The organism is Vibrio sp. SBT000027 (genome assembly GCF_963894355.1).
Lineage (GTDB): Bacteria > Pseudomonadota > Gammaproteobacteria > Enterobacterales > Vibrionaceae > Vibrio > Vibrio splendidus.
This window is the reverse complement of the sequence record NZ_CAWQGD010000004.1, coordinates 1,533,923-1,560,425: the sequence shown is the minus strand read 5'-3', so window position 1 is coordinate 1,560,425 and position 26,503 is coordinate 1,533,923. Positions and strand designations below refer to the sequence as shown.

The 26,503-nt window shown below is 41.4% G+C and carries 35 protein-coding genes and 3 pseudogenes; 32 read left to right on the top strand and 6 right to left on the bottom strand.

What is annotated here, in order from left to right:
* Positions 1-156 precede the first annotated feature (156 nt).
* A complete protein-coding gene (locus tag AACU28_RS16645) occupies positions 157-753 on the bottom strand; it encodes a glutathione S-transferase (RefSeq protein ID WP_258185665.1) in 597 nt (198 codons plus the stop codon).
* A 173-nt stretch (positions 754-926) separates the two neighbouring features.
* Between AACU28_RS16645 and AACU28_RS16640 the strand changes: the two genes are divergently transcribed.
* Entirely contained in the window at positions 927-3,182 is a 2,256-nt protein-coding gene (locus AACU28_RS16640) for a peptidase U32 family protein (protein WP_017083618.1), read from the top strand.
* Positions 3,183-3,352: 170 nt separating this feature from the next.
* Here AACU28_RS16640 and AACU28_RS16635 read toward each other — a convergent pair whose 3' ends face one another.
* Both AACU28_RS16635 and AACU28_RS16630 read right to left on the bottom strand, forming a co-directional pair.
* On the bottom strand, positions 3,353-3,817 hold the full coding sequence (locus AACU28_RS16635; RefSeq protein ID WP_121603262.1) for an acyl-CoA thioesterase: 465 nt from the start codon (positions 3,815-3,817) through the stop codon (positions 3,353-3,355).
* 242 nt (positions 3,818-4,059) lie between these two features.
* Positions 4,060-5,883: an ABC transporter ATP-binding protein/permease gene (locus tag AACU28_RS16630; protein ID WP_121603261.1), complete on the bottom strand. Its 1,824-nt coding sequence runs from the start codon at positions 5,881-5,883 to the stop codon at positions 4,060-4,062.
* Between the two features lie 576 nt (positions 5,884-6,459).
* Here AACU28_RS16630 and artP point away from each other — a divergent pair.
* From artP to AACU28_RS16600, 6 genes are all read left to right on the top strand, one after another.
* Positions 6,460-7,188, top strand: a complete 729-nt coding sequence (gene artP, locus AACU28_RS16625) for an arginine ABC transporter ATP-binding protein ArtP (RefSeq protein ID WP_004733840.1) — start codon at positions 6,460-6,462, stop codon at positions 7,186-7,188.
* Positions 7,189-7,308: 120 nt separating this feature from the next.
* The gene (locus tag AACU28_RS16620) at positions 7,309-8,040 is read left to right on the top strand and encodes a lysine/arginine/ornithine ABC transporter substrate-binding protein (RefSeq protein ID WP_004733839.1); all 732 of its coding nucleotides are present in this window, start codon (positions 7,309-7,311) and stop codon (positions 8,038-8,040) included.
* Between the two features lie 3 nt (positions 8,041-8,043).
* Entirely contained in the window at positions 8,044-8,730 is a 687-nt protein-coding gene (gene artQ / locus AACU28_RS16615; protein WP_017083621.1) for an arginine ABC transporter permease ArtQ, read from the top strand.
* Positions 8,727-9,395: an arginine ABC transporter permease ArtM gene (artM, locus tag AACU28_RS16610; protein WP_121603260.1), complete on the top strand. Its 669-nt coding sequence runs from the start codon at positions 8,727-8,729 to the stop codon at positions 9,393-9,395. The genes artQ and artM overlap by 4 nt, the downstream gene beginning before the upstream one ends.
* A gap of 311 nt (positions 9,396-9,706) precedes the next feature.
* On the top strand, positions 9,707-10,444 hold the full coding sequence (locus tag AACU28_RS16605) for an HNH endonuclease signature motif containing protein (protein ID WP_121603259.1): 738 nt from the start codon (positions 9,707-9,709) through the stop codon (positions 10,442-10,444).
* A 152-nt stretch (positions 10,445-10,596) separates the two neighbouring features.
* Positions 10,597-11,595: a PD-(D/E)XK nuclease family protein gene (locus AACU28_RS16600; RefSeq protein ID WP_121603258.1), complete on the top strand. Its 999-nt coding sequence runs from the start codon at positions 10,597-10,599 to the stop codon at positions 11,593-11,595.
* An 8-nt stretch (positions 11,596-11,603) separates the two neighbouring features.
* Here AACU28_RS16600 and AACU28_RS16595 read toward each other — a convergent pair.
* Positions 11,604-11,872, bottom strand: a pseudogene (locus AACU28_RS16595) (IS110 family transposase); the annotation flags it as partial.
* Positions 11,873-11,977: 105 nt separating this feature from the next.
* On the opposite strand from AACU28_RS16595, the gene AACU28_RS16590 reads away from it, so the two are divergent.
* Together AACU28_RS16590 and AACU28_RS16585 are read left to right on the top strand one after the other, a co-directional pair.
* Positions 11,978-12,778 (top strand): phospholipase D-like domain-containing protein, encoded by an 801-nt coding sequence (locus tag AACU28_RS16590; RefSeq protein ID WP_121603257.1) that lies wholly within the window; start codon positions 11,978-11,980, stop codon positions 12,776-12,778.
* Positions 12,779-12,890: 112 nt separating this feature from the next.
* A complete protein-coding gene (locus AACU28_RS16585; RefSeq protein WP_017083627.1) occupies positions 12,891-13,187 on the top strand; it encodes a hypothetical protein in 297 nt (98 codons plus the stop codon).
* A 35-nt stretch (positions 13,188-13,222) separates the two neighbouring features.
* Here the strand turns inward: AACU28_RS16585 and AACU28_RS16580 are convergent.
* Both AACU28_RS16580 and AACU28_RS16575 read right to left on the bottom strand, forming a co-directional pair.
* A pseudogene (locus AACU28_RS16580) lies at positions 13,223-13,427 on the bottom strand (IS110 family transposase); the annotation flags it as partial.
* Positions 13,427-13,564: pseudogene (locus AACU28_RS16575) on the bottom strand (IS110 family transposase); the annotation flags it as partial. The pseudogenes AACU28_RS16580 and AACU28_RS16575, both read right to left, overlap by 1 nt.
* Positions 13,565-13,719: 155 nt before the next feature.
* Between AACU28_RS16575 and AACU28_RS16570 the strand changes: the two are divergent.
* The 23 genes from AACU28_RS16570 (at position 13,720) to AACU28_RS16455 (ending at position 26,493) form a co-directional block, all read left to right on the top strand.
* Positions 13,720-14,103, top strand: a complete 384-nt coding sequence (locus AACU28_RS16570) for a nuclear transport factor 2 family protein (protein ID WP_059019760.1) — start codon at positions 13,720-13,722, stop codon at positions 14,101-14,103.
* 118 nt (positions 14,104-14,221) lie between these two features.
* Positions 14,222-14,830, top strand: a complete 609-nt coding sequence (locus tag AACU28_RS16565; RefSeq protein WP_121603256.1) for a DUF922 domain-containing protein — start codon at positions 14,222-14,224, stop codon at positions 14,828-14,830.
* A gap of 389 nt (positions 14,831-15,219) precedes the next feature.
* On the top strand, positions 15,220-15,645 hold the full coding sequence (locus tag AACU28_RS16560) for a hypothetical protein (RefSeq protein WP_017083679.1): 426 nt from the start codon (positions 15,220-15,222) through the stop codon (positions 15,643-15,645).
* A 126-nt stretch (positions 15,646-15,771) separates the two neighbouring features.
* Entirely contained in the window at positions 15,772-16,143 is a 372-nt protein-coding gene (locus AACU28_RS16555) for a hypothetical protein (protein WP_228607527.1), read from the top strand.
* Between the two features lie 192 nt (positions 16,144-16,335).
* Positions 16,336-16,707, top strand: coding sequence for an acyl carrier protein (locus AACU28_RS16550; RefSeq protein WP_061024103.1), 372 nt, complete (start codon positions 16,336-16,338; stop codon positions 16,705-16,707).
* Positions 16,708-16,785: 78 nt separating this feature from the next.
* The gene (locus AACU28_RS16545; RefSeq protein ID WP_061024348.1) at positions 16,786-17,430 is read left to right on the top strand and encodes an HAD-IA family hydrolase; all 645 of its coding nucleotides are present in this window, start codon (positions 16,786-16,788) and stop codon (positions 17,428-17,430) included.
* Positions 17,431-17,546: 116 nt separating this feature from the next.
* The gene (locus AACU28_RS16540) at positions 17,547-17,894 is read left to right on the top strand and encodes an SH3 domain-containing protein (protein ID WP_121603255.1); all 348 of its coding nucleotides are present in this window, start codon (positions 17,547-17,549) and stop codon (positions 17,892-17,894) included.
* Between the two features lie 152 nt (positions 17,895-18,046).
* Positions 18,047-18,385, top strand: coding sequence for a hypothetical protein (locus AACU28_RS16535; RefSeq protein ID WP_017083684.1), 339 nt, complete (start codon positions 18,047-18,049; stop codon positions 18,383-18,385).
* Positions 18,386-18,533: 148 nt separating this feature from the next.
* Positions 18,534-18,935: a hypothetical protein gene (locus tag AACU28_RS16530; protein WP_102441526.1), complete on the top strand. Its 402-nt coding sequence runs from the start codon at positions 18,534-18,536 to the stop codon at positions 18,933-18,935.
* A gap of 132 nt (positions 18,936-19,067) precedes the next feature.
* Positions 19,068-19,880, top strand: a complete 813-nt coding sequence (locus AACU28_RS16525; RefSeq protein ID WP_102456829.1) for a class I SAM-dependent methyltransferase — start codon at positions 19,068-19,070, stop codon at positions 19,878-19,880.
* A gap of 132 nt (positions 19,881-20,012) precedes the next feature.
* The gene (locus AACU28_RS16520; protein ID WP_102441528.1) at positions 20,013-20,429 is read left to right on the top strand and encodes a GFA family protein; all 417 of its coding nucleotides are present in this window, start codon (positions 20,013-20,015) and stop codon (positions 20,427-20,429) included.
* Between the two features lie 120 nt (positions 20,430-20,549).
* Positions 20,550-20,954, top strand: a complete 405-nt coding sequence (locus AACU28_RS16515; RefSeq protein WP_054543306.1) for an NUDIX domain-containing protein — start codon at positions 20,550-20,552, stop codon at positions 20,952-20,954.
* 213 nt (positions 20,955-21,167) lie between these two features.
* A complete protein-coding gene (locus AACU28_RS16505; RefSeq protein WP_102249980.1) occupies positions 21,168-21,365 on the top strand; it encodes a hypothetical protein in 198 nt (65 codons plus the stop codon).
* The gene (locus tag AACU28_RS16500; RefSeq protein ID WP_121603254.1) at positions 21,362-21,907 is read left to right on the top strand and encodes a GNAT family N-acetyltransferase; all 546 of its coding nucleotides are present in this window, start codon (positions 21,362-21,364) and stop codon (positions 21,905-21,907) included. The genes AACU28_RS16505 and AACU28_RS16500 overlap by 4 nt, the downstream gene beginning before the upstream one ends.
* A 112-nt stretch (positions 21,908-22,019) precedes the next feature.
* Positions 22,020-22,502, top strand: a complete 483-nt coding sequence (locus tag AACU28_RS16495; RefSeq protein ID WP_121603253.1) for an AAA family ATPase — start codon at positions 22,020-22,022, stop codon at positions 22,500-22,502.
* 207 nt (positions 22,503-22,709) lie between these two features.
* Positions 22,710-23,132, top strand: a complete 423-nt coding sequence (locus AACU28_RS16490; RefSeq protein ID WP_017063908.1) for a hypothetical protein — start codon at positions 22,710-22,712, stop codon at positions 23,130-23,132.
* 26 nt (positions 23,133-23,158) lie between these two features.
* Positions 23,159-23,611 carry a hypothetical protein gene (locus AACU28_RS16485; RefSeq protein WP_121603252.1) on the top strand — a complete coding sequence of 151 codons (453 nt, stop codon included), beginning with the start codon at positions 23,159-23,161 and terminating at the stop codon, positions 23,609-23,611.
* 104 nt (positions 23,612-23,715) lie between these two features.
* Positions 23,716-24,120 (top strand): DUF1801 domain-containing protein, encoded by a 405-nt coding sequence (locus tag AACU28_RS16480; RefSeq protein ID WP_121603251.1) that lies wholly within the window; start codon positions 23,716-23,718, stop codon positions 24,118-24,120.
* Between the two features lie 194 nt (positions 24,121-24,314).
* Complete coding sequence (locus tag AACU28_RS16475; protein ID WP_017077829.1) at positions 24,315-24,596, top strand: hypothetical protein; 282 nt, start codon at positions 24,315-24,317, stop codon at positions 24,594-24,596.
* Between the two features lie 90 nt (positions 24,597-24,686).
* Positions 24,687-25,145 carry a GNAT family N-acetyltransferase gene (locus AACU28_RS16470; RefSeq protein WP_102488034.1) on the top strand — a complete coding sequence of 153 codons (459 nt, stop codon included), beginning with the start codon at positions 24,687-24,689 and terminating at the stop codon, positions 25,143-25,145.
* Positions 25,146-25,238: 93 nt separating this feature from the next.
* Positions 25,239-25,688: a DUF3291 domain-containing protein gene (locus tag AACU28_RS16465; protein ID WP_004733818.1), complete on the top strand. Its 450-nt coding sequence runs from the start codon at positions 25,239-25,241 to the stop codon at positions 25,686-25,688.
* A gap of 104 nt (positions 25,689-25,792) precedes the next feature.
* Positions 25,793-26,089, top strand: coding sequence for a hypothetical protein (locus AACU28_RS16460; RefSeq protein WP_121603250.1), 297 nt, complete (start codon positions 25,793-25,795; stop codon positions 26,087-26,089).
* 71 nt (positions 26,090-26,160) lie between these two features.
* Complete coding sequence (locus AACU28_RS16455; RefSeq protein ID WP_004733816.1) at positions 26,161-26,493, top strand: YnfA family protein; 333 nt, start codon at positions 26,161-26,163, stop codon at positions 26,491-26,493.
* The last annotated feature ends 10 nt before the right edge of the window (positions 26,494-26,503 follow it).

Below are 26,503 nucleotides of genomic sequence, written 5' to 3'. Positions count from 1 at the left end.
CTAATATGCCATCAATGGCGTCACCTGTAATTCAGTGTCACGATTTTCATAACAATCTAGAGGTGAACAAGCTTATTTAGAACTGTTTACAGTCATCTCCAGGAATCTAGAATTATCTTTAGCAATTTGGAGTTATCTCCTGCAATTTATAGATACTTACTGGTATCCAAAAATACAATCTTGCTTGGTTTCATTCCACAAAGGGTATTGCTTCATGACTTGGGTGTAGAGCTTACTTTCCAAGTGCGCTCTTAACCAACGTCCTACGTTTGGATATTCAGATTGCACAAACCACTTCTTTTCGACCCGCACAAACTGGCTGACAAAAGGCATCACGGCAAAGTCGGCTAAGCTTGGGGTTTCTCCGAAAAAGTAGGGCTGATCGGTGAGTAGCGCTTCTAACTGACTAATGAACGCTTCGCAGGCTTGTCGACGTTGTTCAACATCGATGTTTCGGTAACGAACAGACGCTCTGTACTTTTCTAAGTGGCCAATAAAATCTTCATCGTTGGTTTTGATGAGCTGGTGGACTTGTTGGCTCAGTGTTGGATTACTTGAACGAAGAAGATCTTGAGGATCGTTTTGCTGAAGTGCCCAGTTCATCACATCCAAGCTCTGCTCTATGATTTGTCCATCTGGCAACACCAATACCGGAACGGTACCTTTTGGCGAACTGGCCAATAGTTCGCTAGGCTTGTCTTTGGTAACGATTTCTCGAAGTAACACTTTTTGCTGTGATAGTGCGATGCCTATTCGTCCGCGCATGGCGTAAGGGCAGCGACGTAAAGAATAAAGGATAGGTAAATCGGATTCGTTTGGCATTATTGAGGTCATTTAGTTTGAAAAGTGTTGTTAGGTGGTAAAGAGATCGTGAAGTAGGTAGAATACGCGGCTTAAAAATTATAAGTAAGTGAGCGACTTCAAAAATGAGCAGAAAGATTGAGTTATTAGCCCCAGGTGGCGATGTAGAGGCGATTAAAGCAGCTATCGTAGCGGGTGCTAATGCGGTTTATTGCGGTTTAGACACCTTCAACGCTCGTAACAGAGCCTCTAACCTATCGTTAGATGAGTTGAATGGTGTTATTCGCCTTGCTCATGAATACGGTTGTGAAGTGTTTCTGACTCTTAACGTTGTGCTGCTGGAGCATGAAATTAAGAGCATCACTAAACTGTTGAACCAACTTGTGAACACTAAGCTTGATGGCATCATCGTTCAAGATCTTGGTTTGTTCGATTTGGTGAAAAAGCATTTCCCATCGTTAGATGTTCACGCATCGACTCAGTTAACGACACACAACGAAGGCCAGATTAAGTTCTTGTCTAAAATTGGCGCAACACGCGTTAACTTGTCTCGTGAATTGAACCTGCCAGAAATCAAAATGCTGACGGAAGTGGCACACGACCACGATGTATTGACTGAAGTGTTCGTACATGGCGCTTTGTGTATCGCATTCTCTGGCCAATGTTACTCGAGCTCAGTAAGTGTAGGTAACTCAGGTAACCGTGGCCGTTGTAGCCAAGCATGTCGTGATGAATACGAAATCACCGATGCAGGAAACAAGTTTCCACTGAACCTGAAAGATAATTCAGCGTACTACGACCTACCTGAATTGGTTGACGCGAAAGTCGACTCATTGAAAGTTGAAGGCCGTATCAAAGGCGCACACTACGTATACACAGTGGTTGATACGTGGCGCAAACAAATTGATAGCTTTGTAGAAAGTGGTTTGTTGATCGAAGACGATTCAAACCTGCACAAAGTATTCAACCGTGATTTCACTAACTCTTTCCTTAAGGGCAACCTAACGAAAGACATGTTCATTGATAATCCTCGTGACAACAGCATGAACTACGCCGTTGATAAAGCGACGAAAGAGAACAATGAAATCTCAGTGGTACAAATTCAAGAAGTGACCAGCGATCTTTATGAAGCGAAAAATGCCCTAGGCAGCGAAATGCGCGACAAGATTGAGTTCCTTGATATTCGTAAAACACCCGTGTCATTGTCGTTTAGCGCTAAGGTGGGTCAACCATTTACGGTGACAGTGAACACACCAAAAGAAAACTTTACGGTTCAATCTCAATCATTATTGGCAACAGCTAAAGAGACTGCGATTACTCAGGCGTTACTTGAGAAGCGTTTCAAATCAGTGAAGAGTGCTGTTCATACGCTTGAAAACTGTAACTACGACAACTTAGATGAAGGTCTGATTCTTCCTTTGAAAGAAGTGTCGGTCTTAAAAGACGAAATCGATTTCATCTTAAACGGTTCTGTAAAAGTGATTAAGCACGTTGAAGTGCCAGCACTGCCTCAGCAACCGAAGGTTAACGAGAAGCCAACCATGTCGATGCTTATCGCTGATGTGGAAGACTTGCACCTATGTGACGTAACTGACGCGGATGTTTACTTCAAACTGCCTGAAAGCTTCAAGAAGCGTTGTAACAAGTACATCGACATCTTGGCAGCCAACCCACGTTTGATTCCTTGGTTCCCTGCAGTATTAATCGGCAAAGATTACGACGAAGCGGTTCGTATTCTTGAAGAGATCAAGCCAGCTCGCATCGTGACCAACAACACGGGTATTGCTTACAAAGCTTACGAGATGGGTATTGAGTGGGTAGCAGGCCCGTTCATGAACACCACAAACTCTCACGCACTGGTTACGCTGAAAGAAGAACTGAACTGTGCTGGTGCTTTCATTTCGAACGAGATCAACAAAGGTCAGATTCGTCATATTCGTCGCCCAGAGAACTTCAAACTGTTCTACAGCATCTACCACCCAATCTTGATGATGACCAGCCGCCAGTGTTTCTTCCAAAGAACCGTGGGTTGTAACAAGCCAAGCATAGAAGCAGGTTGTATGTTGAAGTGTGAGAAAGCGACCACGATTACCAACGTGAAAGGCATCTCTTTCGCGGTTGATAAACAGAAGGGTGGCTACCCAAGCATTTACAACCACGAGCAGTTCTTAAACCATGACGCTGTAACGGATTTCTCAGGTCTGTTTGACGAGTTCTTCATTGACCTGACCAACATCGGCGCGGGTTCGAAAGAAGTACAAGACAAAGTAGAGCTGATTAAACATTTCCAAGGTTTGATTAACGGTGTTGATGGTTCACAACAGAATCTAGAACAGATGGTTGAAGTTCGTACTAATGCTCAATACGTCCAAGGTCTATAGGCTGTAAGGTTTATAGCTTCTAAGGCAAAGAGCGTTCGGCATTCAAGATCTATAAGTCTTAACCGCTTATAACCGTTTATAGCCGCTTATAAGTACTCTGAACCAATAAACAAAAGGCCACTCAATCGAGTGGCCTTTTTGTATCTGAGCATTTTGAATCAGCGAATACGTTATTCCGTCACGGCTTCTTGTTTGAAGCATGGGTTTTTCAACGTGTTCATCTTTTCAATTTCGTTGGTTAAGCGCAGCGAGAGCAGGGCTTTTTGGTTTGAAGCAAAATCAAACATCACGATAGTCGCGGTGCCTATGGTCGTCAGTTTCTGCTGAGTTTTACTGACAATCGCGTATTCCATGGTGAATCGGTCATCTTGAATATCAGTGACACGAGAGCCAATCATTAAGGTATCTGGATACGTGACTGGGCGGAAATACTTACAGTAAGTGTCACCAAGAACAGGGCCAACTTTGGTAATCGCCATCTCTTCCATCAGCTCAACGTGCTTGAAAAAATCTAAGCGAGCGGTTTCGAAATAGCGAAAATATACGGCGTTGTTAACGTGATTGAGTGCGTCCATTTCTCCCCAAGCGACAGGGATTTCTGTTACTACTGGGTAGTCAGATAATAGTGCTTCCATGCGAACTCTCTTATTGTTATCTGTATAGTTAATGTTATCTGGGTAATTAATATTATCGTCTTATCCTTCATCGGGATAAGTTGTTATTGGAATAAAAACCCTACCGCTAAATTAACAAAACTGCAACACGTGTGATTTAAGTTTTTGAAGCTTGAAACCACACAATGTCAGTGACTTAACTTTCCGTTACTTATTGATTAGTGTCTCACTAAACAAACGACTTACGCACATTCACTCAATGATTACGCATCAAGGTGTTTGAATTGCAGTTCAACTAAGCGTTGGTACAATTCGCAGCTATTGATGAGAGACTGGTGGTCGCCGATGTCTACTAGCTGGCCTTTATCGAGCACCGCAATCTGGTCGGCGTGTTTAATTGTTGATAAACGATGGGCGATAATGATCGTCGTTCTGCCACGCATTAACTCTTCTAACGCTTGTTGTACGTGATGCTCACTTTCGCTGTCTAGCGCACTGGTTGCTTCGTCCAACAATAGAATGTTTGGATCTTTTAAGATGGCACGAGCGATGGCAATACGTTGTCTCTGGCCGCCAGAAAGCCTAACACCGCGTTCACCAAGAAAGCTGAGGTAGCCTTCAGGTAAGTTTTGAATAAACTCGTGCGCGTGTGCTTTCTTAGCCGCTTCGATAACTTGCTCGTCTGTTGCCTGCGGGTTGCCGTAGCGAATGTTATGGAACACATCGTTACTGAACAGAGCAGGTTGCTGTGGAACCAATGCCATCTGCTTTCTTAGCTCGTTAGGATCAAACTGATTCAGTTCAACACCGCCTAAGGTTACTTTACCTATTTGTGGGTCGTAGAAACGTTGCAACAGTTCGAACAGGGTAGTTTTACCGGCGCCCGATGGGCCAACCAGTGCCAATACTTTGCCTTCATGGGCAGTGAGCGTGAGGTTGCTTGTTGCGGGCTGGTCCGGTCTTGATGGGTAACAGAAGGTCACATCATCAAATGCGACTTCTGGCATTACGTTAGCAAGCGAAGTTGGATTCGCAACTGGCGCAACAATATGGCTTTCAACTTGTAGGATCTCGATTAATCGCTCGGTCGCACCTGCCGCGCGTTGCAGCTCACCCATCACTTCAGAAATGGTACCTAATGACGAAGCGACCATAATGGCGTAGAAGACAAACGCCGCTAAGTCACCCGCCGACATGGTGCCGTTGATGACATCACTACCACCAACCCACAGCATCCCTGATATTGCGCTGAACACGATAACAATCACGCCAGAGATAAGAATCGCGCGCTGTTTTACACGCTGGCGACCAATCTCATAAGCCTTTTCCACTTCAACAGCGAACGACGCTTTCTCTTGCTCTTCTCGGCTGTAGCTTTGAACCGTTTTAATATGCTCAATCGCCTCACCGGCATAAGACCCGACATCAGACATCGAATCTTGGCTTTGACGAGATAGGGCTCTTACACGACGCCCGTACACAAGAATCGGAATCAAGATAAATGGCACCGAGGCCAATACAATCAACGTCAGCTTAATATTGGTCGCAAACAGCATGATGATTGCACCAATACACATCAACGCGCTGCGCATCGCCATAGAGAACGATGAACCAATGATACTTTGAAGCAGAGTGGTATCCGTGGTGATGCGCGACATGATGTCGCCACTGCCGTTGGTTTCAAAGTAACTCGGGTGCAGCGTCACGACATGATTGAAAACCGATAAGCGAATGTCCGCACTCACGCGTTCCCCAACAGAAGAAACCAAATAGAAGCGGAAGAAAGTACCAATCGAGATCAACACGACCACGACCATGATGAATTGAATCGCGCTGCCTAAATCTGAGAGTGATTGTTGGCTAAAACCTTGGTCGATAAGAAGGCGAATACCGTGTCCGACTGAAAGGGTTAAGCTCGCCGTGAAGATCAACGCGATCAAAGCAGCAATAACACGACCTTTATAAGGCTGAATGAATTTACTTAGCTCAAACAAAATACTGAGGCTTTTTTTCTCAGGTTTGGGTTCTGGCGCTTTTTGAGTAGAGCGCTGAGTTGAGTCGAGCGCAGAAGAGACATCGTTTTGCATATTACTGCCTTAATGTGTTGTCGCTTTAAAAATAGATGGCTTGTTACTTATTGCTTATTGCTTATGGCTAATTGCTTATGGTTTATGACTTATTGCCTGTACTGCGTGTTGTTCGCTGGGCAGTAATTGTTGTTGAGAATAGAACCCATTAAAGCATTTATTGCGCTGTGACGCTCCCTAGGAAACTCAATTTCCAATATTTGATCATCACCAAGTGCATAGTTCGAAACGACATTAAAGGAAAACTAAGCATTCTGATCCAGTCAGTTCGATAGGAAAGTAGGGGGGTTAACCCTAATTTTTATGCAAGTAAATTAGCGTTAATAGGGGAGTGCGTTCATAAACTAGTAATCGAGTTATGATTTATAAATTGATAGAAAAACGTTTGCTTTTTATCTCGATACTAACCTTATCAATAGCTTGCAATTTTTGGTTGTAAGACCAGTTATAGCGACTGTTTTTTGTGCAATATTTGTTACAAAAATTCAACAAAGTAGTTTTTTATACATTTTTCTTGCATAAAACCTCGGATTGAATAGAATAACCAACAAATGACAATTAATGCAGTATTGTGGCATGAGTATTCAAGTAAAGAGCATCAACAAATCATACGGTGATACCCAAGTTCTTCACGACATCAGTTTCGACTGTGAGAGTGGCGAAACCTTGGTATTGCTTGGCCCAAGCGGCGCAGGCAAGAGTTCACTACTGCGAGTTTTGAACCTGCTAGAAATCGCGGACAACGGCGAATTAGACATTGCTAACGAGCAATTCGACTTTGCTGGTCAGATCCAAGAGAAGCAAGGGCTTAAACTGCGTCGTAAAGTCGGCATGGTGTTCCAGCAATACAACTTATGGCCACACATGACGGTGATGGAAAACTTGATTGAAGCACCAACCAAAGTTGCGGGTTTGGATAAGCAAGAAGCGATTAAGCAAGCTCAAGAAGTACTAAAGACACTTCAACTTGCCGACAAAGCAGACGCTTGGCCACTTCAACTGTCTGGCGGTCAACAACAGCGTGTTGCGATTGCACGTGCGCTGATGATGAAACCGGATGTGTTGTTGTTTGATGAACCAACAGCGGCGCTTGATCCTGAGATCACCAACCAAGTCGTGAGCATTATTAAAGAATTGAGCGGAACGGGCATTACCCAAGTAGTCGTGACGCACGAAGTCGACTTCGCGAAGAAGATTGCTAGCCACGTTCTGTACCTAGAGAAAGGGTACATCGTTGAACACGGCACCAGCGATTCATTCGTTAATCCGCAGACACCTGAGTTTGCTGAATATTTGACTCATTAAGTAAGTCACGTATTAAAAGAAAGTTGACTCACTAGATTTAGCTAAACACAACATCAATTAAAACAATCAAATTATAAGAATGGCCACAGGCCGCTATCAAACAGTATTCGGAGTAACAACATGAAAAAGATTCTACTAGCTTCACTTATCGGCCTTGCTTCTTTCAACGCAGCGGCGCAAGAAGAAATCAAATTCGCAATGGAAGCAACGTACGCACCATTCGAATACATGGATGAGAACAACCAAATTCAGGGTTTTGACGTAGACTTAGCAAACGCACTTTGTGAAGAGCTGAAAGCAACGTGTACTTTCCACAACCAAGCATTCGATAGCTTGATCCCTGCACTTAAATTCAAACGTTACGATGCAGCTATCTCAGCAATGGACATCACTGAAGCACGTCTTAAACAGGTGAACTTCTCTAACGCATATTACGACAACTCTGCAGCATTCATCTCTTTCGAAGGCAAAGTAGCAGACCAAGCTGCACTAGAAGGTAAGCGTGTTGGTGTTCAAAACGGTTCTACTCACCAGAGCTTCCTACTTGAGCAAATGACTGGCGTAACAGCGGTACCTTACTCAAGCTACCAAGATGCATTTATCGACATGAAAAACGGTCGTATCGATTCTGTATTCGGTGACACAGCCGTTGTAGCAGAATGGTTCAAGAAAGAAGACAACCTAACGTACGTTGGCGACCAAGTAACAAACCAAGAGTACTTCGGTAACGGCTTTGGTATCGCAGTAAACAAAAGTAACCAAGAACTTGTAGACCAGCTCAACGTTGCACTTGCAGCAGTGAAAGCGAACGGCGAATACGACAAGATCTTCAACAAGTACTTCGGTAAGTAATTTATGGAATTAACGGGTTACTCTTTAGGACTCGTCGAAGCAAGCTGGATGACTGTTCAGCTTGCATTCGTAAGCCTATTGGTTGGATTGGTTCTAGCAGTTTTGTTTGCAAGTGGTGAGATGTCTCGTCGTATTGCAATCAAATGGCCAACGACTGCATTTGTGACGATTGTTCGTGGTTTACCAGAAATTCTGGTCGTGCTGTTTATCTACTTTGGTTCGACACAAGTTCTGTTTATGATCACTGGCGACTTCATAGAAGTGAGCCCGTTCTTATCTGGTGTTGTTGCACTGTCACTTATCTTTGCTTCTTACGCTTCACAAACCATCCGTGGTGCTTTGAAAGCAGTAAGCAAAGGGCAGAGAGAAGCAGCAAGCGCGCTTGGTATCTCTCAATCACGTTCATTCTTTCGTATAGTTTTACCTCAAGCGGTAAGACACGCGCTACCAGGGTTAACCAACCAATGGTTAGTGTTACTAAAAGACACCGCATTAGTATCACTGATTGGCGTAACGGATTTGTTGAAACAAGCACAACTAACATCAGCGGCAACGCACGAAGCATTTACTTGGTACGCGACCGCAGCTGCAATCTACTTGGTCATCACTTTAATCACGCAAAGATTGGTAAAAGTGATTGATGGTAAGTTCTCTATTCAAGGTTTGGGTAACAAAGGGGCAATGGCATGAATCAACAATACCTCTCTCAAATGCTTGAAGGCTTAGTGACCAGTCTGCAACTTACAGGCGCTTCATTGCTGGTTGGTTGTATCTTGTCACTGCTGATGACAGTAACGCTAATCCTAAGAATACCGGCGATTCACTGGTTAACACGTGGCATCATTACGCTGTTCACCGGCACACCATTGTTGGTTCAAATCTTCTTGGTGTATTACGGCCCGGGTCAGTTCGATTGGATTCGTGAAAGCTTCATGTGGACTTGGTTAAGCCAACCTTGGTTCTGTGCAATGTTAGCATTAGCATTGAACACCGCGGCATACAGCACGCTACTGTTCAGAGGCGCATTCAACGCCATTCCAGCAGGGCAGTGGGAAGCATGTCGTGCACTTGGCATGGACAAAGTCGTAACGCTTAAAGTGTTACTGCCATACGCTCTACGTCGCGCCGTTCCAGCTTACTCGAACGAAGTGATTTTAGTCTTCAAAGGCACTTCACTGGCAAGCACCATCACCATCATGGACTTGATGGGCTACGCTCAGCGTATTAACGGCCAAACCTACGACACGCTCACCGTGTTCGGCATTGCTGGTGCATTCTACTTAGCAGTAAACGGCGTACTAACGCTGATCTTCCGTCAGGTAGAGAAGAAAGCCCTCGCATTCGAAGCCGCGTAACCTAGCTACTCACAGCCTTAACTAACGTATAAAGCCTGCCATTTATGTTCGCATAGATGGCAGGCTTTTTTGTGTTTGGGTATGTGTAGAGGTGCTGTGATTACATACAGTTCGGGAGGGTTTTCTCTAAAATTATACTATGTGGAAATATTCTGCATTTTGTCATTCAATGAGTCTATCTATGTTTTAAGTCACTGAAATGCTGTGATTAATCGTGGTAAATTGCTGTGCATATAAAACTAGATAGAATGATTCTGTATTTAAATGCAGATTTTTCAGTCTAAAAACTGTTATGCATATAAGAGGAAATCATGGCTATTTCGGATAAGAATCGGAAAATTCTTTGGGGTAAATCTGGAAACAAATGTGCAATGTGCAGGCACACCTTGGTTTTCGAAAAAACTGATCATGATTCTGAGTCGGTTGTCGGGGAAGAATGCCATATTATTTCTGGCGCAAAAAATGGTCCTAGAAGTGACGTAGACTTCCCAAGAGACAAAATAGATGATGTATCAAACTTAATCTTGCTTTGTAGGCTTCATCACAAACAAATAGATGATCAGGTTGATACATATACCGCAGAGTTATTGCGAATTATCAAAACGAACCACGAAACGTGGGTAGAAGAAAAATTAAAAGACGCTCCTAGCATTCGAAATGTCAGAGTCGTTCGTGATAAGTCTCAGACTCCAAGTAAGTTAAATGTTGTCCATACTGGCAAAGAAATGTTTGAAATCATCACTGGTTGCCAAGCATTTTATATGGATTACACAGATAACCTTTCAGATGATGAACTTGAGCTCGTTGGTAACTTTCTACAGAATGTAAAGGATTGGTCTGAAATCGCGCAAGAATTAGAACCAATTCAAAAAATTAATGCCAGTAAAGATATCGGCTTGGAGCTAGCAGCTCTTCGTGATTGTAACCTATTCGCTTTTACTGCAGTAGAAATACAGAAAATGGTCGGTGGCATAAGTGGTGAGTTACCTTTCCCTGTTTTGCACCTGACCGTCAGTAAGGCAAGTGATCCTAATGTGGTTTCGAGTTAGTCGGAAAAATATGCATAACAAATTGTTCAAGAGTGATTCGGCACGCGTGGTATTTGTATTATGCGTCAGTTTTAGTGGTTAAGGTGCTATGCAGAGGCTGTTGTATTGCGCGCCTCACACCTTAACAATGCGTTATATTATTTCGGTGGATTATGAATAATTTGTTTAGTCACTCTCCTAAAGAGTTAACGACTGATGGTTTCTTAGCTTGGTTGGTTCTTGAAATCAAAGACAGCAATAATGAAATACTTACATTTTTTAAGTGTTTAGGTTTGTGCTCAGAGCAAGCTAGTAAAATTACAAATGTAGAGGTTAGTCGACAAGAAAAAAATACAGATCTGATTGTCAGATATGATGTTGACTCTACATCTTGTGGAGTTTTGTTTGAAAATAAAACATATTCTAGTATCCACTCAGATCAACTTCGGAGGTATAGAGAAATACTTCCAAAATTCCAACACTATAAATACCTTAAGTTGGCAAGAGTTAACTATGAAGAAAAAAAAGAAACTAAAAATAACGGGTATGATGTCATCGACTCGCGAAGCTTGTTGAAAGCTCTAAATAGCTTGTCGTTGGATAGTGAAATTCTAACGCAATACAAGAGTTTCTTAGAGGAACAGTTTGTTGAACCTATTGCAGAAATTGAATTCACCATGATAGCAGAGAATAAGCATCACTTACTTTCTAACCGCCAAGCACAACAATATTTAATCGATATCCTATATCAATCTGTCGATGGAATTAATGATTCTATTTATTTTAAATCACGATCTAATGTTGGTGGCTCTGCGTGGACTCAGCTAGATATTGCTCATAAACCGAATGCTTACGGAAATATACCTGAGTATATATTTTGGCGCATTGACAAGAAGTCAGGTGATTACTATCTAAGGCTTAATCAATACGCAGGAATAGACAATGAATATAAGTCGAAGAAAAAGGAAAACCTAACAAAACTAAGAGGCGTGATAGAACCCTTATTTAAAGAATATGGCTTAACTACATCTAGCCCTTCAAATCGGGGAGTAAAAGAATCTGAAATTAGTATTATTTTCTTTAAAAATAACAGCTTGGAAAGTGTAGTTGCTGCATTAGTACCGTTAACAAAAAATATAATTGGTCTCTATCAGTATGTCGAGTACCAATAATAGAACAAATAAGGATTAAGGTGTTGCGCAGCTAACACTAAATCCCGAATGTTGAACAAGCCCGAAGTCACTTTATTGAGTGTTCTTGCCCAATATGTGCATCACCACACGCTTCAACGTCTATACGCATGAGTGGCATATTTGCTATTGTAGTCAGTAGTTTAGAACGGGTTACCGACTTGTGAGTGAGTATGACCTTACCATTTGGGTCTACGGCATGAAGACTAAAGTGGTTTTTAGCTAGGTAGATACTGCAGAAATAAGAATAATCAGGCATGGTGCCTCCGATGCATTTAAGTACCACATAAGCGTGGCAGATCCTCGGGAGGGGGATACAGTCATTCGTTAAGTCTCATCAGTTTCACATTCAGGAGAGAAAGAGTTGAAGGTTTCAGAGCTTACGTTAAATGCAATAAAGTCTTACATTACTGGCGATGGGGCTCCTACTCCATATATGTCTGGACCAGAACTCATTAAATTTTTCAATGCTTTCGGGCTATCAGATGAATATAACCGAGAGGGCCTCCCAAATGCATGGTCTAGAAATGAATATGCCTATGAGCGGCTGAAGGAGGTTAATGGAACACCCGAGTTTAAACGCTTAATTGAGGCAATTCCGGATAGCCGAAAGGTCAGCAACCCCGATGATATAGCTTTCGAGTTAAGTGAAATTATCAAGCACGATGGCTACCTCTTCGAAAAAAATGAATTAGGTATTTTTAAAGTCTCGGGTTCTGAACTGAATGATCCTGTACAAATAGCTGCTCATTTTCAAGAAATAAAAAATCAAATAATTGAGTCAATCCAATCTGCGGAATTTACCATCTGGATAGCGGTCGCGTGGTTCACAGATAAGGATATTGGAAATGAGTTACGCCTAAAGCATAAAAAAGGTATTAATGTTCGCGTGATTGTGAATGACGATGATACTACAGACAAGTATGGTTTAGATTTTTGCTCTAGAGGTATTGAATATAAGAAGGTTTCCCCGAATTCTCCATGGGGAAAAAAGTTAATGCATAATAAGTTCTGTATAATCGATTTGTACAAAGTTATACATGGTTCGTATAACTGGACGAGCAATGCTCAATATAATAATGAGAGCATTACAATTATGGAGAGCAGAGATTTGGCAGAAGAGTTTTCAAGGCAGTTTATTGAGCTTCGTAGTCAAAACACTTAACAAACGCGTCAACGCATGGACTAATAAAGCTTTGCTTGGTTCGTACCTCACCAATTTTGGCCAACCATTATTAGCCCGTTATGCGAGACGTTATGTTTTCGGGAGGAATTAAATGAATCCAAATATCCAATCGGCTCTGAATTCGAAGGGCAATATCCAAACCAAGATAAATGCTGGTGAGCGATATAGGTTGATGCATAAAAAAATAAAATCTGGAAGCCTTTGGATTGAAGTACAAAGGGAAGTTTATCGAGTCAAAGTTACAGGTGACGTTAAGCTTAGGCTACAAAATTTTATCACTAAGTTAGTCGAGTCCGATCCAAGTGATGATCAAGGTAATCCAGTTTGGCATGTACCATTTGGTAGGCGTCTCAAAGCTATTATATGTGAGTTCAATCGATTGACTTAGGCTACAAACATAACAAACCACTATGGCGTCAATGATTAGTCGTTGGCTGTATTTTCATCCCACATGGCGCCATCTCTCAGCATAGAATTAAGGGCCACAACTATCTTTCGTACCCACGCGATTGTTGCGACTTTCTTAGGCTTCCCTGCAACGCAAAGTCGAGCATAAGTCGCTTTGGATTACGCGCTTACCTTTGTAGTGCCCACTTTCGTACGTGATTAGAGCGACACCAATGAATGCATATTTACTATTTTAGTCAGTAATTTAGAACGGGTTACTGATTTATGAAGTATGACTTTACCATTTTGGTCTACAGCATGAAGACTGAAGTGGTTTTTAGCTAAGTCGATACCGCAGAAATAAGAATAATCAGACATGGTGCCTCCGATGCATTTAAGTACCATATAAGTGTGGCAGAACCTCGGTAGGGGGAATCCGTGTCATTCATTATGTGACAAGCGTTAATCCATCGCTGGCGAAAGCACTCGATATCTCATATTGTTAGTGTGAAACTTCCCTTCATGAGGCTGCTATGACAAATCAACTTAGACAAAACAAAGACAATGCTATTGCTTTTTATAGAACTGCTTACATGGGTGATCCAGCTAAAGCAGTAGAGTTGTATGTTGGTGATGATTATATCCAGCACAACCCAGTTGTTGCTGATGGTAAGCAGGGCTTTATAGATTACTTTGAAGAAATGTCTCGGGACTATCCAAAAAAGGATATAGAGTTTTTGAGAATTATTGCTGAAGGTGATCAGGTAGCTTTGCATACAAGGCAAACATGGCCTGCTGGTGAAGAGTACGTAACGATGGACTTTTTCCGTTTCGATTCAAATGGAAAAATAGTCGAGCATTGGGATTCAATTCAAGTGGTCCCGAAAGAGTCAGCCAATAATAACTCGATGTTTTAATAGTCACATAACAAGGCGTTCAAGCCAACCTCAAACGCATGGCACTCTTGCTTCGCGAATTGTAGTGCCATCAGCGTTGTGGCGGCTTAACTTAGCGTTATATGCTTCAAGGAAGATGATGAAAAAAATAGTACTTTCAATAGTTTGTTTAATGACATCCTGTCTGGCAAATGCTGACGTTAAGCTAGACTTTACCTTCGAGAAAAAGTTTGAAGTGTATGAGATTAGCGGTAATAGTGTTGAAGAAATTGAACGCTCTTTTAACGCTAGGCCTGGGTTTCTAGTAAATGAAGGCTTTGACGGGTACACCGCGTGGAAATATGACTTCCATACGAATGATGATTCTTGCGAAATTAATGAATTTAAGCTGGAAGTTACCTATACACTTCCGAAATTCGAAACGTCTAAAACTTCACCTGAATCAGCGGAGGAGTTTCGCCCATATCTTGAAAAGCTCTATCGACATGAGCAGATTCACTGCGCGCTTGCAGTTAAGTCGATGCATGAAATTTATTTAACTTTCACAGGTGGACAGAGTCGAGGGTGTAGTGGTGCAAATGATAAGGTTACTGAGCTTGAAGGTGATTTGGTGAAAAGTAATGCTCTGTTTGACGTTTATACATCGCATGGAGAGATTGAATTACCAGAGTCTCCTTTTGGTGAGAAGCCTTACTTAGAAATATGCGAAATACCTTTCGCGCCGATGTCACCACGCTTGGTGTTATAACTTTCATAGTCTTTATCAATGATTTGTCGGCGTAATATTGAAAAATTAGATTTATGTTATTGGATTTACAATCCACTATATGTATATTGAGCTCTCTTTTATAATTAAATCAGTGATTTAAAGGTGAGTGCGTTAAAGATCTCTTCAGTAATTATCTCAGGACTACTAATGTTTGGTTGTGCATCTCCAGTTAAAAATAGATAAATCAAATATAGAACTTGTTACGAAATTATAACAAACAATTTAACCTGACTCGCAACGCGTAGCAGTATTACTTCTAGTCAGGTTTAGTGTTTAAGACGCAATGCAGAATCTTTGCATTGCGTTGCTGCACAAGTTAATTGGGAGTTAAGCGTCATGCGCTACTCCAACTTGAGAAGGTAGTACAAGTGGAAACTAGAGTTAAAAAGTCAGTTCGGTATCTTGCCTTGGGTATTCTTATCTATCCGTTTCTTTACATGATACTCAATTTTATTATCCCGATTCTAATGGCGACTTTGGGCGAAGGTGGTCGCTCGTTAGTTGAAATTCTTGAGTATTTTACTTGGTTTATAATGCCTTTTTTTTCGGTGCTCTATTTGTTAGCTTTCTATCATTTCTCGCCAATGTTAGGTAAATGGCATCAATGGGTTGGGTATACTTTGGTTTTTGCCGCTGCGCTAATCGAAATAGCGATGCCCTGGATGGAATCTGGTCTGGTGTTTAAGACAGCATCTTTTCTATGTCAGCTTTTCGAGATAGGCATTTTGGTTAGTTGTCTGTTCGTTTTTAGCAATAAGTTGAGGCCAAATTCTGAGCTTGGAAGTAACGTATAGCAAGTCTTGGTCTCACCTTACCCGATTGGAGTGCTTATTATAAATGCAAGCTGCTTCATGATAACTTTCAACGCATGGCATGTGGTAATTTTGTGTTTCGTTGCTCAAACCTTAGCAAGGCGTTATGTGCCAGATAGTCTCGAACAGGCAGGTGTCATGAATAATTTGTTCACATATATATCGGCGATGAAAAATGAGCCTGATGGCCTGTCGATAGTAGAGAAAGTAATAAACAAACAGACTTCCGAAGAAGATGGCATTCTCATGGAAAACAGTGATTTGTTCGTAAAGTTTAACAATGGCGTTGCTATAAAAAAGCTAACTGAGCGTGAATTATCCGGACATGTAACGGGCGCAGTTTGCGAGGAGTGTTGGATTTCATATGAAGTAACAGAACAACCGAGCGCTTTAAATATAGCGCCCAAGAAAAAGAACTTTACTAATCAATGCCAAGAGTCGTTTTGGCTAAAAATCAATAAGGTTCAATCAAGCACATGACAGACTACTAAAGAGTGATTCACAATGCATGGCATTTTTACTAAGCCTTCATTTTAGTGATTAAGGTGGTGTCCGGCATCTTTGGTATTACGTTGTTCACCCCTTAACAAGGTGTTAGCTCTCCTTGTTAATTCTGCGTATTGGCGGGGCTGTTAGCTACTTAATTGGGTGTTAAGCATCAAAGAGGAAAATATGAAATATCCCAAACTTGTGTTCTGTTCAGTGTTAGCAATCACGTATTCAAATTTCGTTTGGGCTAATGGCTGTGATGCAGTAGACGATAAAGTATTAAATGCAATGGCTAAGGCTTTCGATGTTCGTGTGGATGAAATTGCTATTGATGGTACATTTTATGATCAAAACTTTGATACTGATGTTTTAGATCTCATAACTGTAGTTGTTGATATGGAAGAGGCTATTGGAGTTGATCTTAAAGACGAAGATGTAGTCGACCCGATAGTTTATTTCGATGAAGAAGAGTTTGAGCCAAAAATTAAAGGCAAGGTAACGGTCCGAGAGTTTCAAGAGATTGTCCAAACAGCGTGTGCTAACTCTCTCGGCTAGGCGTTGGTTGTTGGAAGTACCTAAAGGCGTTATGTTTCATTTCCACGTTTGTATTTGCACATTTAAGGAATAGGTTTGATAAATAGATATTCATGCAATGGTTTTATATTTGATGTAGATGCAACTCTTGTAAACACCACACTGGTTATAAATAATATTTGGAAAGAGTGGGCATTGCAAAAAGGAGTTGAGTTTTCAATAGTACATCCACACGTTCACGGCAGAAAAATTAGCGAAACTTTAGAATTAGTAGGTTTTCAATATGCAAATGCGAATGAAGAAAACGTAGTTAAAAAAATCGCAATAAAAGCAATGGAATCAGCTACTGAAATTGATGGAGCACTGAGTTTTGTAAAAACCATACCTAAGTGTTCGTGGGCAATCGCAACGAGTGGTCCAAGAAATGTGGCTGAGACAAGTTTACGTGCATCCGGGTTTGAGTTACCTGAGATTATGATATGTGGTGAAGATGTTAGCATCGGTAAGCCACACCCAGAACCATTTGTGCTTGCCGCTGAAAATCTAGGTTTGAATGCGATGAGCTGTGTTGCCTTTGAAGATTCGCCAGCGGGTGTCAAATCGGCTAAAGAAGCAGGGTGTTTTACTGTTGCTATATTAACTAGTCATAAAGAATCTGAATTAGCTTTAGCTGATCTAATTGTTAATAGCTTTTCAGATCTGGCAATTGAAAACAGAAACGGTTCATATGAACTATGTTGGTGAAAACTTAACAAGGCGCTTAAGTATGATTCGTGAAAGCATACTATTCTCGCTTCGGTCCAATTTGGGCACACGTTCACTCACAGCTTAACGTTATGTAAATGGAGCAGAAATAAGCTATGGAATACAACGTCGTTAAAAATTATAAGGATGATCCAGAATTACCTATTCGAATCGTAAAAGGTGAAAAATTGCAGTTTGTAGAAGAATCCAACCCAGAAGGTGATTGGGCAAATTGGATTTTTTGCCGAGGAGAAAATAAAGAAGGCTGGGTTCCAAAACACATGTTAGCTGTAAATAACAGTGAAGTAACCGTACTTGAGGACTATTTTGCCAAGGAACACCGTTTGATAGTTGGTGACATTCTAGTAAAGGAACATGAATTAAACGGCTGGATCTGGAGTTATAAATTAGGTAATTCGGAAGAATTAGCTTGGGCTCCTTTAAATCATCTGTGCGCTGTATAAATTCATATCGAAAGTTGCTAAAGCAAGCAGCTAACACTTAGCATTTTCGCTTTGCGTTACGTTTGTGTTTAAGGTTGTCCACTCAAGATTCAGTATTTCCTTGATCACACCTTAGCTTTGCGTTTTGTAACAATGAGGAAAAGATAAATATAATGAACAAGTTAATGTCATTTGTAGTTACGTCAAACTTTCTATCTCTTGGTTTTGTTTATTTGTTCGAACGGTTGACAGGTTCTTTAGCAATCCAGTTCTTGAGTGACTACGCCTTTTACTCAATGCTCCTACTTATTGGGCTCGGCAGCATCTTCTCTTTTTCGGGGCACAAAGTAGGTTACAGCGATCCAAGTAATGTGGCGGGTGTAGCGGCAAGTAGTTTGATTGAAAATAACTCTTCTAAACATACTGTTGTAACTAAGCTTGAAAGTACCGGGTTAGGTGGTCGTTTTTTACTCGCTAGTTTATTCCCTTTAGCTTATTGCGTGATCGCATAGGTCAACTAACCACAATAAGAACTTTAAAAGTGATTCACAACGCATGGCATCATCATTTCAGTAAGTTTAATGACGATTGCACTATGGTCTAAGTAAGGTGCTAGCGTCGTTCATACCTTAATTTGGCGTCATACGAATGGAGTAAATAATGTACAAGGAAACAGATTTTCGACTAAGCCAAAAAGAGTTTAGCTTCAAAAAAGATTCATACCCTTTATCAAAAATTAATGATGTGAGAGTTAAAAAACTCGGTTTGCTCGACAATGTGGGGCAAATAATATTTTGGCTATTTGTCTTCTCTGGAGCAGTTTGGCTAGCAGTTCCAAGCCTTGAAAGTACCCCGCTTTGGCTTAAAGCCATAGTTGTTATCTTAACTTTTGTAGGCTTTGGATTTGGTCTACTTCATTGTTCAAAATATGCATTACAAATTGAGTTTCGTCATATTGACGATACAGGAGTTCAATGGGTAAATGTAGCTAAGTCTACCTCTGAATCTGACAATGGGTTATTTGAGCAACAAGCTGCGGCATTAAAGGTAACATTTGAATAATAAGCGCTTAAGTAGACTACCAACACTTGGTATTTTTAACACGGTTTAGCTTGAGTGATTTAGGTGGCAGTTTGAGTGTATTGGTAACGTTGTCATTTACTTCATTTGGTGTGAACTGGATAGGAGTGAGTCGTGCAAGAAGAGTATATGGATTACTACGCGAAATTTGACGAAGAGAAGCGTCTACTTTCTCAAAACATAACGCGTATTGAATTTGATACAACAATTAATGTTTTGGGGTCTTATCTCGAATCAGCAGGTCGTTTGACGGAGCTTGGTGCGGCTACTGGTCGCTATTCACTTCATTATGCTCGACAAGGTATGGATGTGACAGCAGTGGAGCTAGTTCCAGAATTAGTCGAGCAACTTAAATATAATGCTGAGACCCAGAATTTAGACTTGGTTGTTCACGAAGCAAATGCAACTAACGTGAGTTTTATTGAAAACGGTACTCAAGACGTTGTTTTAGTATTGGGGCCGCTTTATCACATACAATCGAAGTCAGGCCGAGAAGCAGTTTTAAAAGAGGCAAATCGAATATTGAAACCAAATGGTGTAGTTGCGATAGCGTATATCAGTCGTTTCTTTGTGGCGGGTTTGCTTGCCAAAATGTCCAGTAGCTTAGTTTCCCCTGATATTCTAAGTGAATTGAATGAAAGTGGCTTGGTCTCTTCTCCCGATGTAGATCCATTTTTTAGAACGGGATACTTTGCTAAGCCTTTAGAGATTGAAAGTTTGGTAATTGAATCTGGATTTAGTATCGAAAATCATATTGCAACCGATGGGTACGTTCGGTTTATTGGTCAGGAAGTTAATCAACTAAATGAGCAACAGTATCAATCATGGTTTAAGTATCATTTATCGACATGCTCCGAGGTTTCATTGCTTGGTAGCAGTAATCATGGTTTAGTTATTGCAAAAAAATGCAGAGGAAAAAGCGCCTAGAACCGATTCTCAATGCTTGGCATTTTCACTGAGCATTGGTCTTAGTTATTAAGGTTCCTTTTAGCGGCTTAGTTATTGCGTGGCTCACCAATAGGGCAGCGTGTATGTTTCATCAATCTAGGAGCTCTTTCAATGTATTATTCTGAGGCTAATTGCCTTTGTGGTTCTGTCAAAATTACGGCTAAAAACATCGATCCTAAGTTTACAGTTTGCCATTGTCAGTCATGTCGAACTTGGGGTGGTGCTCCGTTCTTTGCTTTGAAATGTGGTACTCAAGTGAAACTGGAAGGTGAAGATAAAGTAAAGATGTACAAATCTTCTTCTTGGGCTTCACGAGGTTTCTGCAGAGAATGTGGAACCCACTTATTTTATAAATTCAAAGAAACAGGCGAGTACAATATGCCAGTGGGCTTGTTTCCAAATTTGGAAGGGTTGGAAATGGACATGCAATATTTTAGTGACATGCGACCTGGTTACTATTGCTTTTCCAATGAAACTAAGGAAATGACCACCGAAGAAATCATGGCCTACTTTGCAGACAAGGTATAACTATAGGCACAGCAACCAGTTTAAGGGAGACTCTAATGCTTGCCAGTTTAGCTTACAGTATTGCAAGCGTTTGTAGCCCCCTCAACGTGAGTATTGTTTTCCAAAGGAAGATTCATATAAATGAAAAATGTAGTTCAACTTGTCTTTGTCTCTAGAAATCAGTTATTGCTCGCCTTCCGCCAAAATACTGAAGCGTTTGACCAGTATTGGGGCTTTCCTTCTGGACGCATAGAGGACGGTGAATCTCCTCTAGACGCAGCAGAACGCGAAGCTTTGGAGGAAACTTCGGTTAGCACTAATGAATTGAATTTAGCGGCTGAATTGGTTGACCCTACTTTGCCGATTCGTCATTACTTTTACCTATGTTTTGATTGGGTTGGCAAAATAGAGAACGCAGAACCTAACTTGTGTCGAGAGTTGCGTTGGTTCAACCTCGACGAATTGCCAGAAAAGTGCACTCCAATAACTTACGTAGCAATGAAAAAAATTAAAAACGCGTTGCGTGACCATCAGCAACGAACTTAACGCTATAACCTCTTAGCGCTATAACCTAAGAGGGATATATGGGACTTAGATCATTTGAAAAGGAAGACTATGGCCTACTTATTTGTTGTATAGATTCAGATAAATTGAATTATCAATGGGGCGGCCCAAACCTAGAGTTTTCATTGGATTAAGTTCAAATTAGTTGGCACTGCTCATATCTATACACCAAATTTTTACTGCGAGGGAATGAACATGAAACAACGACTTTTCAAGAACTTGAAGCTGGCATTAGGGGTTGGCTTTGGTGTTGCCATTCATCAGTACTTTTTTCTTACAGATGGTGCGTTTGATTTCTATCGGCCAATGGTGGCGTTTGCTTTTACGTTTGTCGTTAGCAGTATTGGAACACTTCTAAAAGAAAGAATCATGCGTAAGAAGGAGATTACATGAGAATATCGGAAGCCGCTTTGTCAGATTTAGAATCCTTTTTCGAATACATAGGAGCACAGCTTCTTGAGAATGCGGATGATAACTCTCCACTTTTCCAACCGATCTCTAAAGAGAGTTGTGTAGTTTCAGAACGATTTAAAGACAAGTTTCGAAATGGTTTTGAGGCAAGCCTTGGTGAACATGGTTGGAGAAAGCTCTGGGTAATCAAAGACTCTAATGAACGAGTGTTTGGTCATATCGACCTACGTCATTATAGTGAAGAGTACAAGTTTCATCGTGTGCTTCTGGGCATGGGTGTTGATTCAAGCCTAAGAAAGCAGGGGTTGGGTGTAGAACTGATTAAGTGCGTGACTGAGTTTTGTAACGAGAGCCCAAGTATCGATTGGTTAGATCTCAATGTTCTCACGAATAATCTTCCTGCGAAAAATTTGTATTTGAAATGTGGTTTCGAAGTGATTGGAGAAGTCCCAGATTGTTACCTTATAGAAGGACAGTCTGTGTCTGAAACAATGATGACACTATGCACAAGAAGTTCTGGGTAAGAATGCTTTGAAGAATGAATTATGACGCTTGGCATCCTAAGCTTATCTTGGTGCTTAAGCTTGGTGTCAGCGCTTTTACACAGCAACTCTACCTATAAGCAAAAGAGGCATCATGACTAAAATCTATTTCGTATGTGGCTTTATCGGTTCGGGTAAAACGACTTACTCTAAAGCGCTTGCAGAAAAGCATGGCGCCTTTCGTTTCTCGATCGATGAGTGGATGATTCCTTTGTATGGCGAGCATATGGAGCGTGAGGTTTTTGGTAGCCGGCTGGCTACGCTACAAGGGTTATTCAAGGGCTCTGCAATACAGCTGTTTTCCTTGGGTGTTCCGGTAATTTTTGACTTTGGTTTTTGGCGTAAATCAGACCGAGATTCTTTTACAAGCTGGGCATCAAACCTAGGTATGGACAGCGAAGTTCACTACCTTGATGTTCCCTTTGAGACTTGTAAGCAGAGGGCATTTAGCCGTAACTCGGAACTGAATGGTAAGTCTTATGAAATGACACCTGAAATGTTAGATCTGTTTTGGTCTTGGTTTGAGGTTCCAACTTCAAACGAAAATGTTGTTTGGGTTCAACAGGGCGCTCAATAAGGTATGCAGTCAGGTGCGAAGGTGAGTGGTATTTTTGTTATCTAGTTTGTGTTCTAAGTCTTCCGTTACATTGGGTTTATGAAAGTCTGAGTCGTCCATCGAATAGTCGTGTAACAAGGGCATTTCTCATGCCGTATTTTTGGTAATTAGTTCTTCCTGTCGATTATCGAATTTGTCCTAAACCCACTATTAAGGCAGGGAACCCCAATGAATAGAACACTATGGTTCGCACTCATTTCGCTTTTGTTTTCAATGACAATGGTATTTTGTACATACAGTTATGGCATAGAGAGCCACGTTGAAGTAACCACACTCACTTTAGTATTGTCTGGCCCTCTGATTTTTACCTTTGCGCTTGTTGTCATTTTTTGTGGCGCACCAGTCATTAGCAAGTACAAGTTACTTGGAACCATCGCAATTTGTGTGCATGGATTTACAGCCTCACTGCATGTGCTGTGGAACGGATTTATGTTCGTCGATGTGATTAATAAACAAGGCTTAGGTCCGGGACAAGGTTATTCTGGCTTGATACTTTGGGTTGGTAGTATCAAGGCGATGCTACTTGGTTTGGTTGTGGGAGTATGCCTGCATTACTTGCTACGATTATTTAGAAAGGCTGCAGTAAGATAACTGTTGGCTAGTTAGTGGGTTGTTCGTTGTCTATAGGAGTTGTCGCTGTGTTTTATAATAAGGAATTCAACAAGGGATTGCTGCTCATCCTTGTTGCGATAAGTGCTTTCATTGTCGTTACCTCTGATAATAACTCCGGGACATTAATCGCTCACGCCATCAATGGTTTAATTGCTTTGCTCTTTTTCTCTATGACCATTGAGGTCAAAGACAATGTACTAAGTTGGTATTTCGGCTTTGGCTTTTGGCGTAAGAATGTAGAAGTGTCAGACATTACAGAGACATCGTTCTATCAAAGCAAGTGGTATCAAGGTATTGGTATCCGAATGCTGAGCGATGGTTGGTTGTATAATGCATCGATAGGTTCAGCGCTGAAGTTAAGCCTAAACAATGGAAAGCATGTTTACATTGGTTGTAAGGATACGGACGGTCTAAAGCTGGCGTTGAAAACCGCTAACGAACAGGTAACTCAAAAGTGATTTACGAGGCTTGGCACTTTTTGTTTTAAGTTGCGCTAATGTTTAAGGTTCTATGCTTTAAGTGAGCTGCACTTTAATATCACAACAAATGAATCGGAGGTTGAATGGACCAAGCAATCAAAACACATTTCGACGAGTATCCCGATGATGTTCGAGATCGGCTTGAAGAGTTGCGTTCATTAATCTTAGAGCTTTGCTCTGATTTGGATTTAGGTGAAGTCGAAGAGTCTCTGAAATGGGGCGAACCAAGTTACAGCGTTAAGACGGGCAGCCCAATTCGAATTGATTGGAAATTGAAATCGCCAAACAACTATTACTTGTTCTTTAACTGTCAAACGAAGCTAGTCGACACATTCAGAGAATTGCACGATGGCACATTGGTATTTCAAGGTAATCGGGCAATCGTCTTGAACCTAACTGAACCACTTCCTAGGGCACTTATTAAGCAGTGCTTAGAGTTAGCCTTAACTTATCAACAACGAAAACATCTACCGCTTCTTGGAGCGTAACTCTTACGCGCTGTCATTATATTTCTTAAACCGGTTATCTGTGTTCTAGCTATCACTCTTTAAAGCGCTAAGACTGTACCATCTTGATTAGTATCAAGAGGCTAGGGAAACTCGATAACCAACGCTGATTGTATTGCTTACCGTTTAAAAAGGTGTTCTAGTCACCTTGTATTTCAGACTTAAAAGGAAGTTGTATGAATTTAGATAAAGCCAAGAAACGCATCGCGAAGCAGGTTAAAAAAGGCGACAACGGATACCCAAAAATCACGTTAGCGTATTACGGGACGACCAAAGATCTCGCAACGGAAGTCGCAGTTCAATTTATGCTGGGTGAGAGCGATGGTGTCCAAGAAGAGCGTTTTTCTTGTGAAACCGAAATCCGAGATAATGAACTAATCCAAACGACGTTACTCAAGATAATCGAACGCGCTAATGTTAACTCAGTGATTGAAGTTGAAGGCGTAGCTGTTCTTTAGTTTGCCTCGTATCTGTAAGTTTATGAGTGGCTGTCGTTGTCTCGGTAATGTGGTATTACATGGGTTAGTTGATTCAGGATATTTAGAGTAATGCACTTAAGAAAAGCACAGCTTCACGAGTTAGATTCCATTTATACAATGGGCTTCGATGTTTGGGGTGATGGCTTGACGTTAGACGATTACTTAGCAGGTTGTCGTAACAGTGAAAAGTACTTGTCTGGCACTTGGTATGTGTTAGTCGAGAAGGATAGAGTCGTGTCGTCTCTTATCGTTTACCGTGACATGTTTGGCCTTGCAAAAGGATGTTTCGGTATTGGCTCTGTGGCTACGCCTCAAGAATTACGCCACCAAGGTTATGCGTCTGAGTTGATCAACTTGGTAAAAACGGAGTTATTCACTCGTCATTCTTGTAAGGCTTTATACCTACACAGCGACATTGAGCATCAATTTTATATCAGGCTTGGCTTTGTGAGCATAGTAGGTTCTGATTGTATGTATATTTCGAACGACTCTTCTGAGTTTGATGGACGAATACCAGATTACTTCTAGGCGTGAGTATTTTGATTCGTTATAAAAGTGAGGGCTTAGAAGGTTAAGTGTATCCGAAGTGTTTTACTCATAATTTATCAAGGAAGAAACATTATGAAATTAGCTCAGTTAAATATCGCTCTGGCGAAATACCCGTTAGATGCGCCAGAAATCAAAGAGTTTGTCGATAACTTAGAGTTGGTTAATGGAATCGCAGAAAGCAGTGAAGGGTTTGTTTGGCGTCTGAAAGATGAATCTGGTGACGCCACCAACATCCAAGCTTTCGATGATCCTAATATGATCGTGAACATGTCGGTGTGGGATTCTGTGGATTCGTTAAAGAACTTCATGTTCCGCACACATCACCGTGATTTCATGCGTCGAAAGGGGGATTGGTTTCATCGTTTACCTGAAGATACTTATGTTCTTTGGTGGATCGAAGAAGACGATATTCCGACACTTGAAGAAGCGATAGAGCGACTTGAACACCTCAGAGAAGTCGGTGATACGCCGTATGCCTTCACTTTTAAAACCAATTTTACAGAGTCGGAAGCGCCCAAATAGCGTTCATAGATAACCAAGGTTATGTTTTTTAGACGTTTTATGGCAATTCCCGTGAAGATGAGTCGATTGTTGGTATGATGTTTCTATAGTCTTCGAGAGGTTTTATGATGTTGAAAATGAAAAGTAGTGTACTTGCGGTGTGTTTATTCGGTTTCAGCATGAGTGCTAGCGCTTCAACACTGGAAGAGTGTGCCAAACTCCTTCCTGATGGTCACACGTATAAAGTAGAGATCATTTTAGACGTAGATAAGACTGAGAAGGATCCAATGGTCAAAGGCAGTTTTGGTGTGACGGGCGGAGCCGATGCGCCAGATACTTTCGATATCGGTGATTTTGTCGAGTGTGCTGGTCCTCTGATCAAAACCGTAGATACAGACAGCAACGATGCGTCTAATTCCTAGTCACTGGTTATTGCGTTTGTCGGCCCTAGACGCGAGAGGGTATCCTGCATTTAAACAGATAAAGGTAAGTTGTGATTGAATTTAAAACGGTCGGTCTTTTTGTACTTACGGCGGTCGCCGAGATAGTAGGGTGTTATCTACCTTATCTTTGGTTGAGAGAAGACAAGAGTATTTGGTTATTGATTCCAGCTGCGATCAGCCTGGCGTTGTTTGCTTGGTTATTGACGCTTCATCCTACAGCGACAGGGCGTGTTTATGCGGCCTATGGCGGTGTGTATATTTCTGTTGCCCTGATATGGCTGTGGCTTGTTGATGGCGAAAAGCCGACAACGTGGGATCTGGTCGGTGGCTCAGTTGCACTACTCGGTATGGCGATTATTATGTTTGGCCCTCGAAACGCATAATTCATGCACT

What these genes read in the sequence shown, in the direction of transcription:
- AACU28_RS16495 (WP_121603253.1), top strand. Translation starts at nt 22,020, where the DNA reads ATGACTAAAATCTATTTCGTATGTGGCTTTATCGGTTCGGGTAAAACG.
- AACU28_RS16620 (WP_004733839.1), top strand. Translation starts at nt 7,309, where the DNA reads ATGAAAAAGATTCTACTAGCTTCACTTATCGGCCTTGCTTCTTTCAAC.
- artQ (WP_017083621.1), top strand. Translation starts at nt 8,044, where the DNA reads ATGGAATTAACGGGTTACTCTTTAGGACTCGTCGAAGCAAGCTGGATG.
- AACU28_RS16490 (WP_017063908.1), top strand. Translation starts at nt 22,710, where the DNA reads ATGAATAGAACACTATGGTTCGCACTCATTTCGCTTTTGTTTTCAATG.
- AACU28_RS16460 (WP_121603250.1), top strand. Translation starts at nt 25,793, where the DNA reads ATGATGTTGAAAATGAAAAGTAGTGTACTTGCGGTGTGTTTATTCGGT.
- AACU28_RS16635 (WP_121603262.1), bottom strand. Translation starts at nt 3,817, where the DNA reads ATGGAAGCACTATTATCTGACTACCCAGTAGTAACAGAAATCCCTGTC.
- AACU28_RS16605 (WP_121603259.1), top strand. Translation starts at nt 9,707, where the DNA reads ATGGCTATTTCGGATAAGAATCGGAAAATTCTTTGGGGTAAATCTGGA.
- AACU28_RS16500 (WP_121603254.1), top strand. Translation starts at nt 21,362, where the DNA reads ATGAGAATATCGGAAGCCGCTTTGTCAGATTTAGAATCCTTTTTCGAA.
- AACU28_RS16465 (WP_004733818.1), top strand. Translation starts at nt 25,239, where the DNA reads ATGAAATTAGCTCAGTTAAATATCGCTCTGGCGAAATACCCGTTAGAT.
- AACU28_RS16470 (WP_102488034.1), top strand. Translation starts at nt 24,687, where the DNA reads ATGCACTTAAGAAAAGCACAGCTTCACGAGTTAGATTCCATTTATACA.
- AACU28_RS16505 (WP_102249980.1), top strand. Translation starts at nt 21,168, where the DNA reads ATGAAACAACGACTTTTCAAGAACTTGAAGCTGGCATTAGGGGTTGGC.
- AACU28_RS16550 (WP_061024103.1), top strand. Translation starts at nt 16,336, where the DNA reads ATGAAATATCCCAAACTTGTGTTCTGTTCAGTGTTAGCAATCACGTAT.
- AACU28_RS16535 (WP_017083684.1), top strand. Translation starts at nt 18,047, where the DNA reads ATGAACAAGTTAATGTCATTTGTAGTTACGTCAAACTTTCTATCTCTT.
- AACU28_RS16520 (WP_102441528.1), top strand. Translation starts at nt 20,013, where the DNA reads ATGTATTATTCTGAGGCTAATTGCCTTTGTGGTTCTGTCAAAATTACG.
- AACU28_RS16570 (WP_059019760.1), top strand. Translation starts at nt 13,720, where the DNA reads ATGACAAATCAACTTAGACAAAACAAAGACAATGCTATTGCTTTTTAT.
- AACU28_RS16540 (WP_121603255.1), top strand. Translation starts at nt 17,547, where the DNA reads ATGGAATACAACGTCGTTAAAAATTATAAGGATGATCCAGAATTACCT.
- AACU28_RS16475 (WP_017077829.1), top strand. Translation starts at nt 24,315, where the DNA reads ATGAATTTAGATAAAGCCAAGAAACGCATCGCGAAGCAGGTTAAAAAA.
- AACU28_RS16600 (WP_121603258.1), top strand. Translation starts at nt 10,597, where the DNA reads ATGAATAATTTGTTTAGTCACTCTCCTAAAGAGTTAACGACTGATGGT.
- AACU28_RS16565 (WP_121603256.1), top strand. Translation starts at nt 14,222, where the DNA reads ATGAAAAAAATAGTACTTTCAATAGTTTGTTTAATGACATCCTGTCTG.
- AACU28_RS16640 (WP_017083618.1), top strand. Translation starts at nt 927, where the DNA reads ATGAGCAGAAAGATTGAGTTATTAGCCCCAGGTGGCGATGTAGAGGCG.
- AACU28_RS16515 (WP_054543306.1), top strand. Translation starts at nt 20,550, where the DNA reads ATGAAAAATGTAGTTCAACTTGTCTTTGTCTCTAGAAATCAGTTATTG.
- AACU28_RS16480 (WP_121603251.1), top strand. Translation starts at nt 23,716, where the DNA reads ATGGACCAAGCAATCAAAACACATTTCGACGAGTATCCCGATGATGTT.
- AACU28_RS16630 (WP_121603261.1), bottom strand. Translation starts at nt 5,883, where the DNA reads ATGCAAAACGATGTCTCTTCTGCGCTCGACTCAACTCAGCGCTCTACT.
- artP (WP_004733840.1), top strand. Translation starts at nt 6,460, where the DNA reads ATGAGTATTCAAGTAAAGAGCATCAACAAATCATACGGTGATACCCAA.
- artM (WP_121603260.1), top strand. Translation starts at nt 8,727, where the DNA reads ATGAATCAACAATACCTCTCTCAAATGCTTGAAGGCTTAGTGACCAGT.
- AACU28_RS16585 (WP_017083627.1), top strand. Translation starts at nt 12,891, where the DNA reads ATGAATCCAAATATCCAATCGGCTCTGAATTCGAAGGGCAATATCCAA.
- AACU28_RS16530 (WP_102441526.1), top strand. Translation starts at nt 18,534, where the DNA reads ATGTACAAGGAAACAGATTTTCGACTAAGCCAAAAAGAGTTTAGCTTC.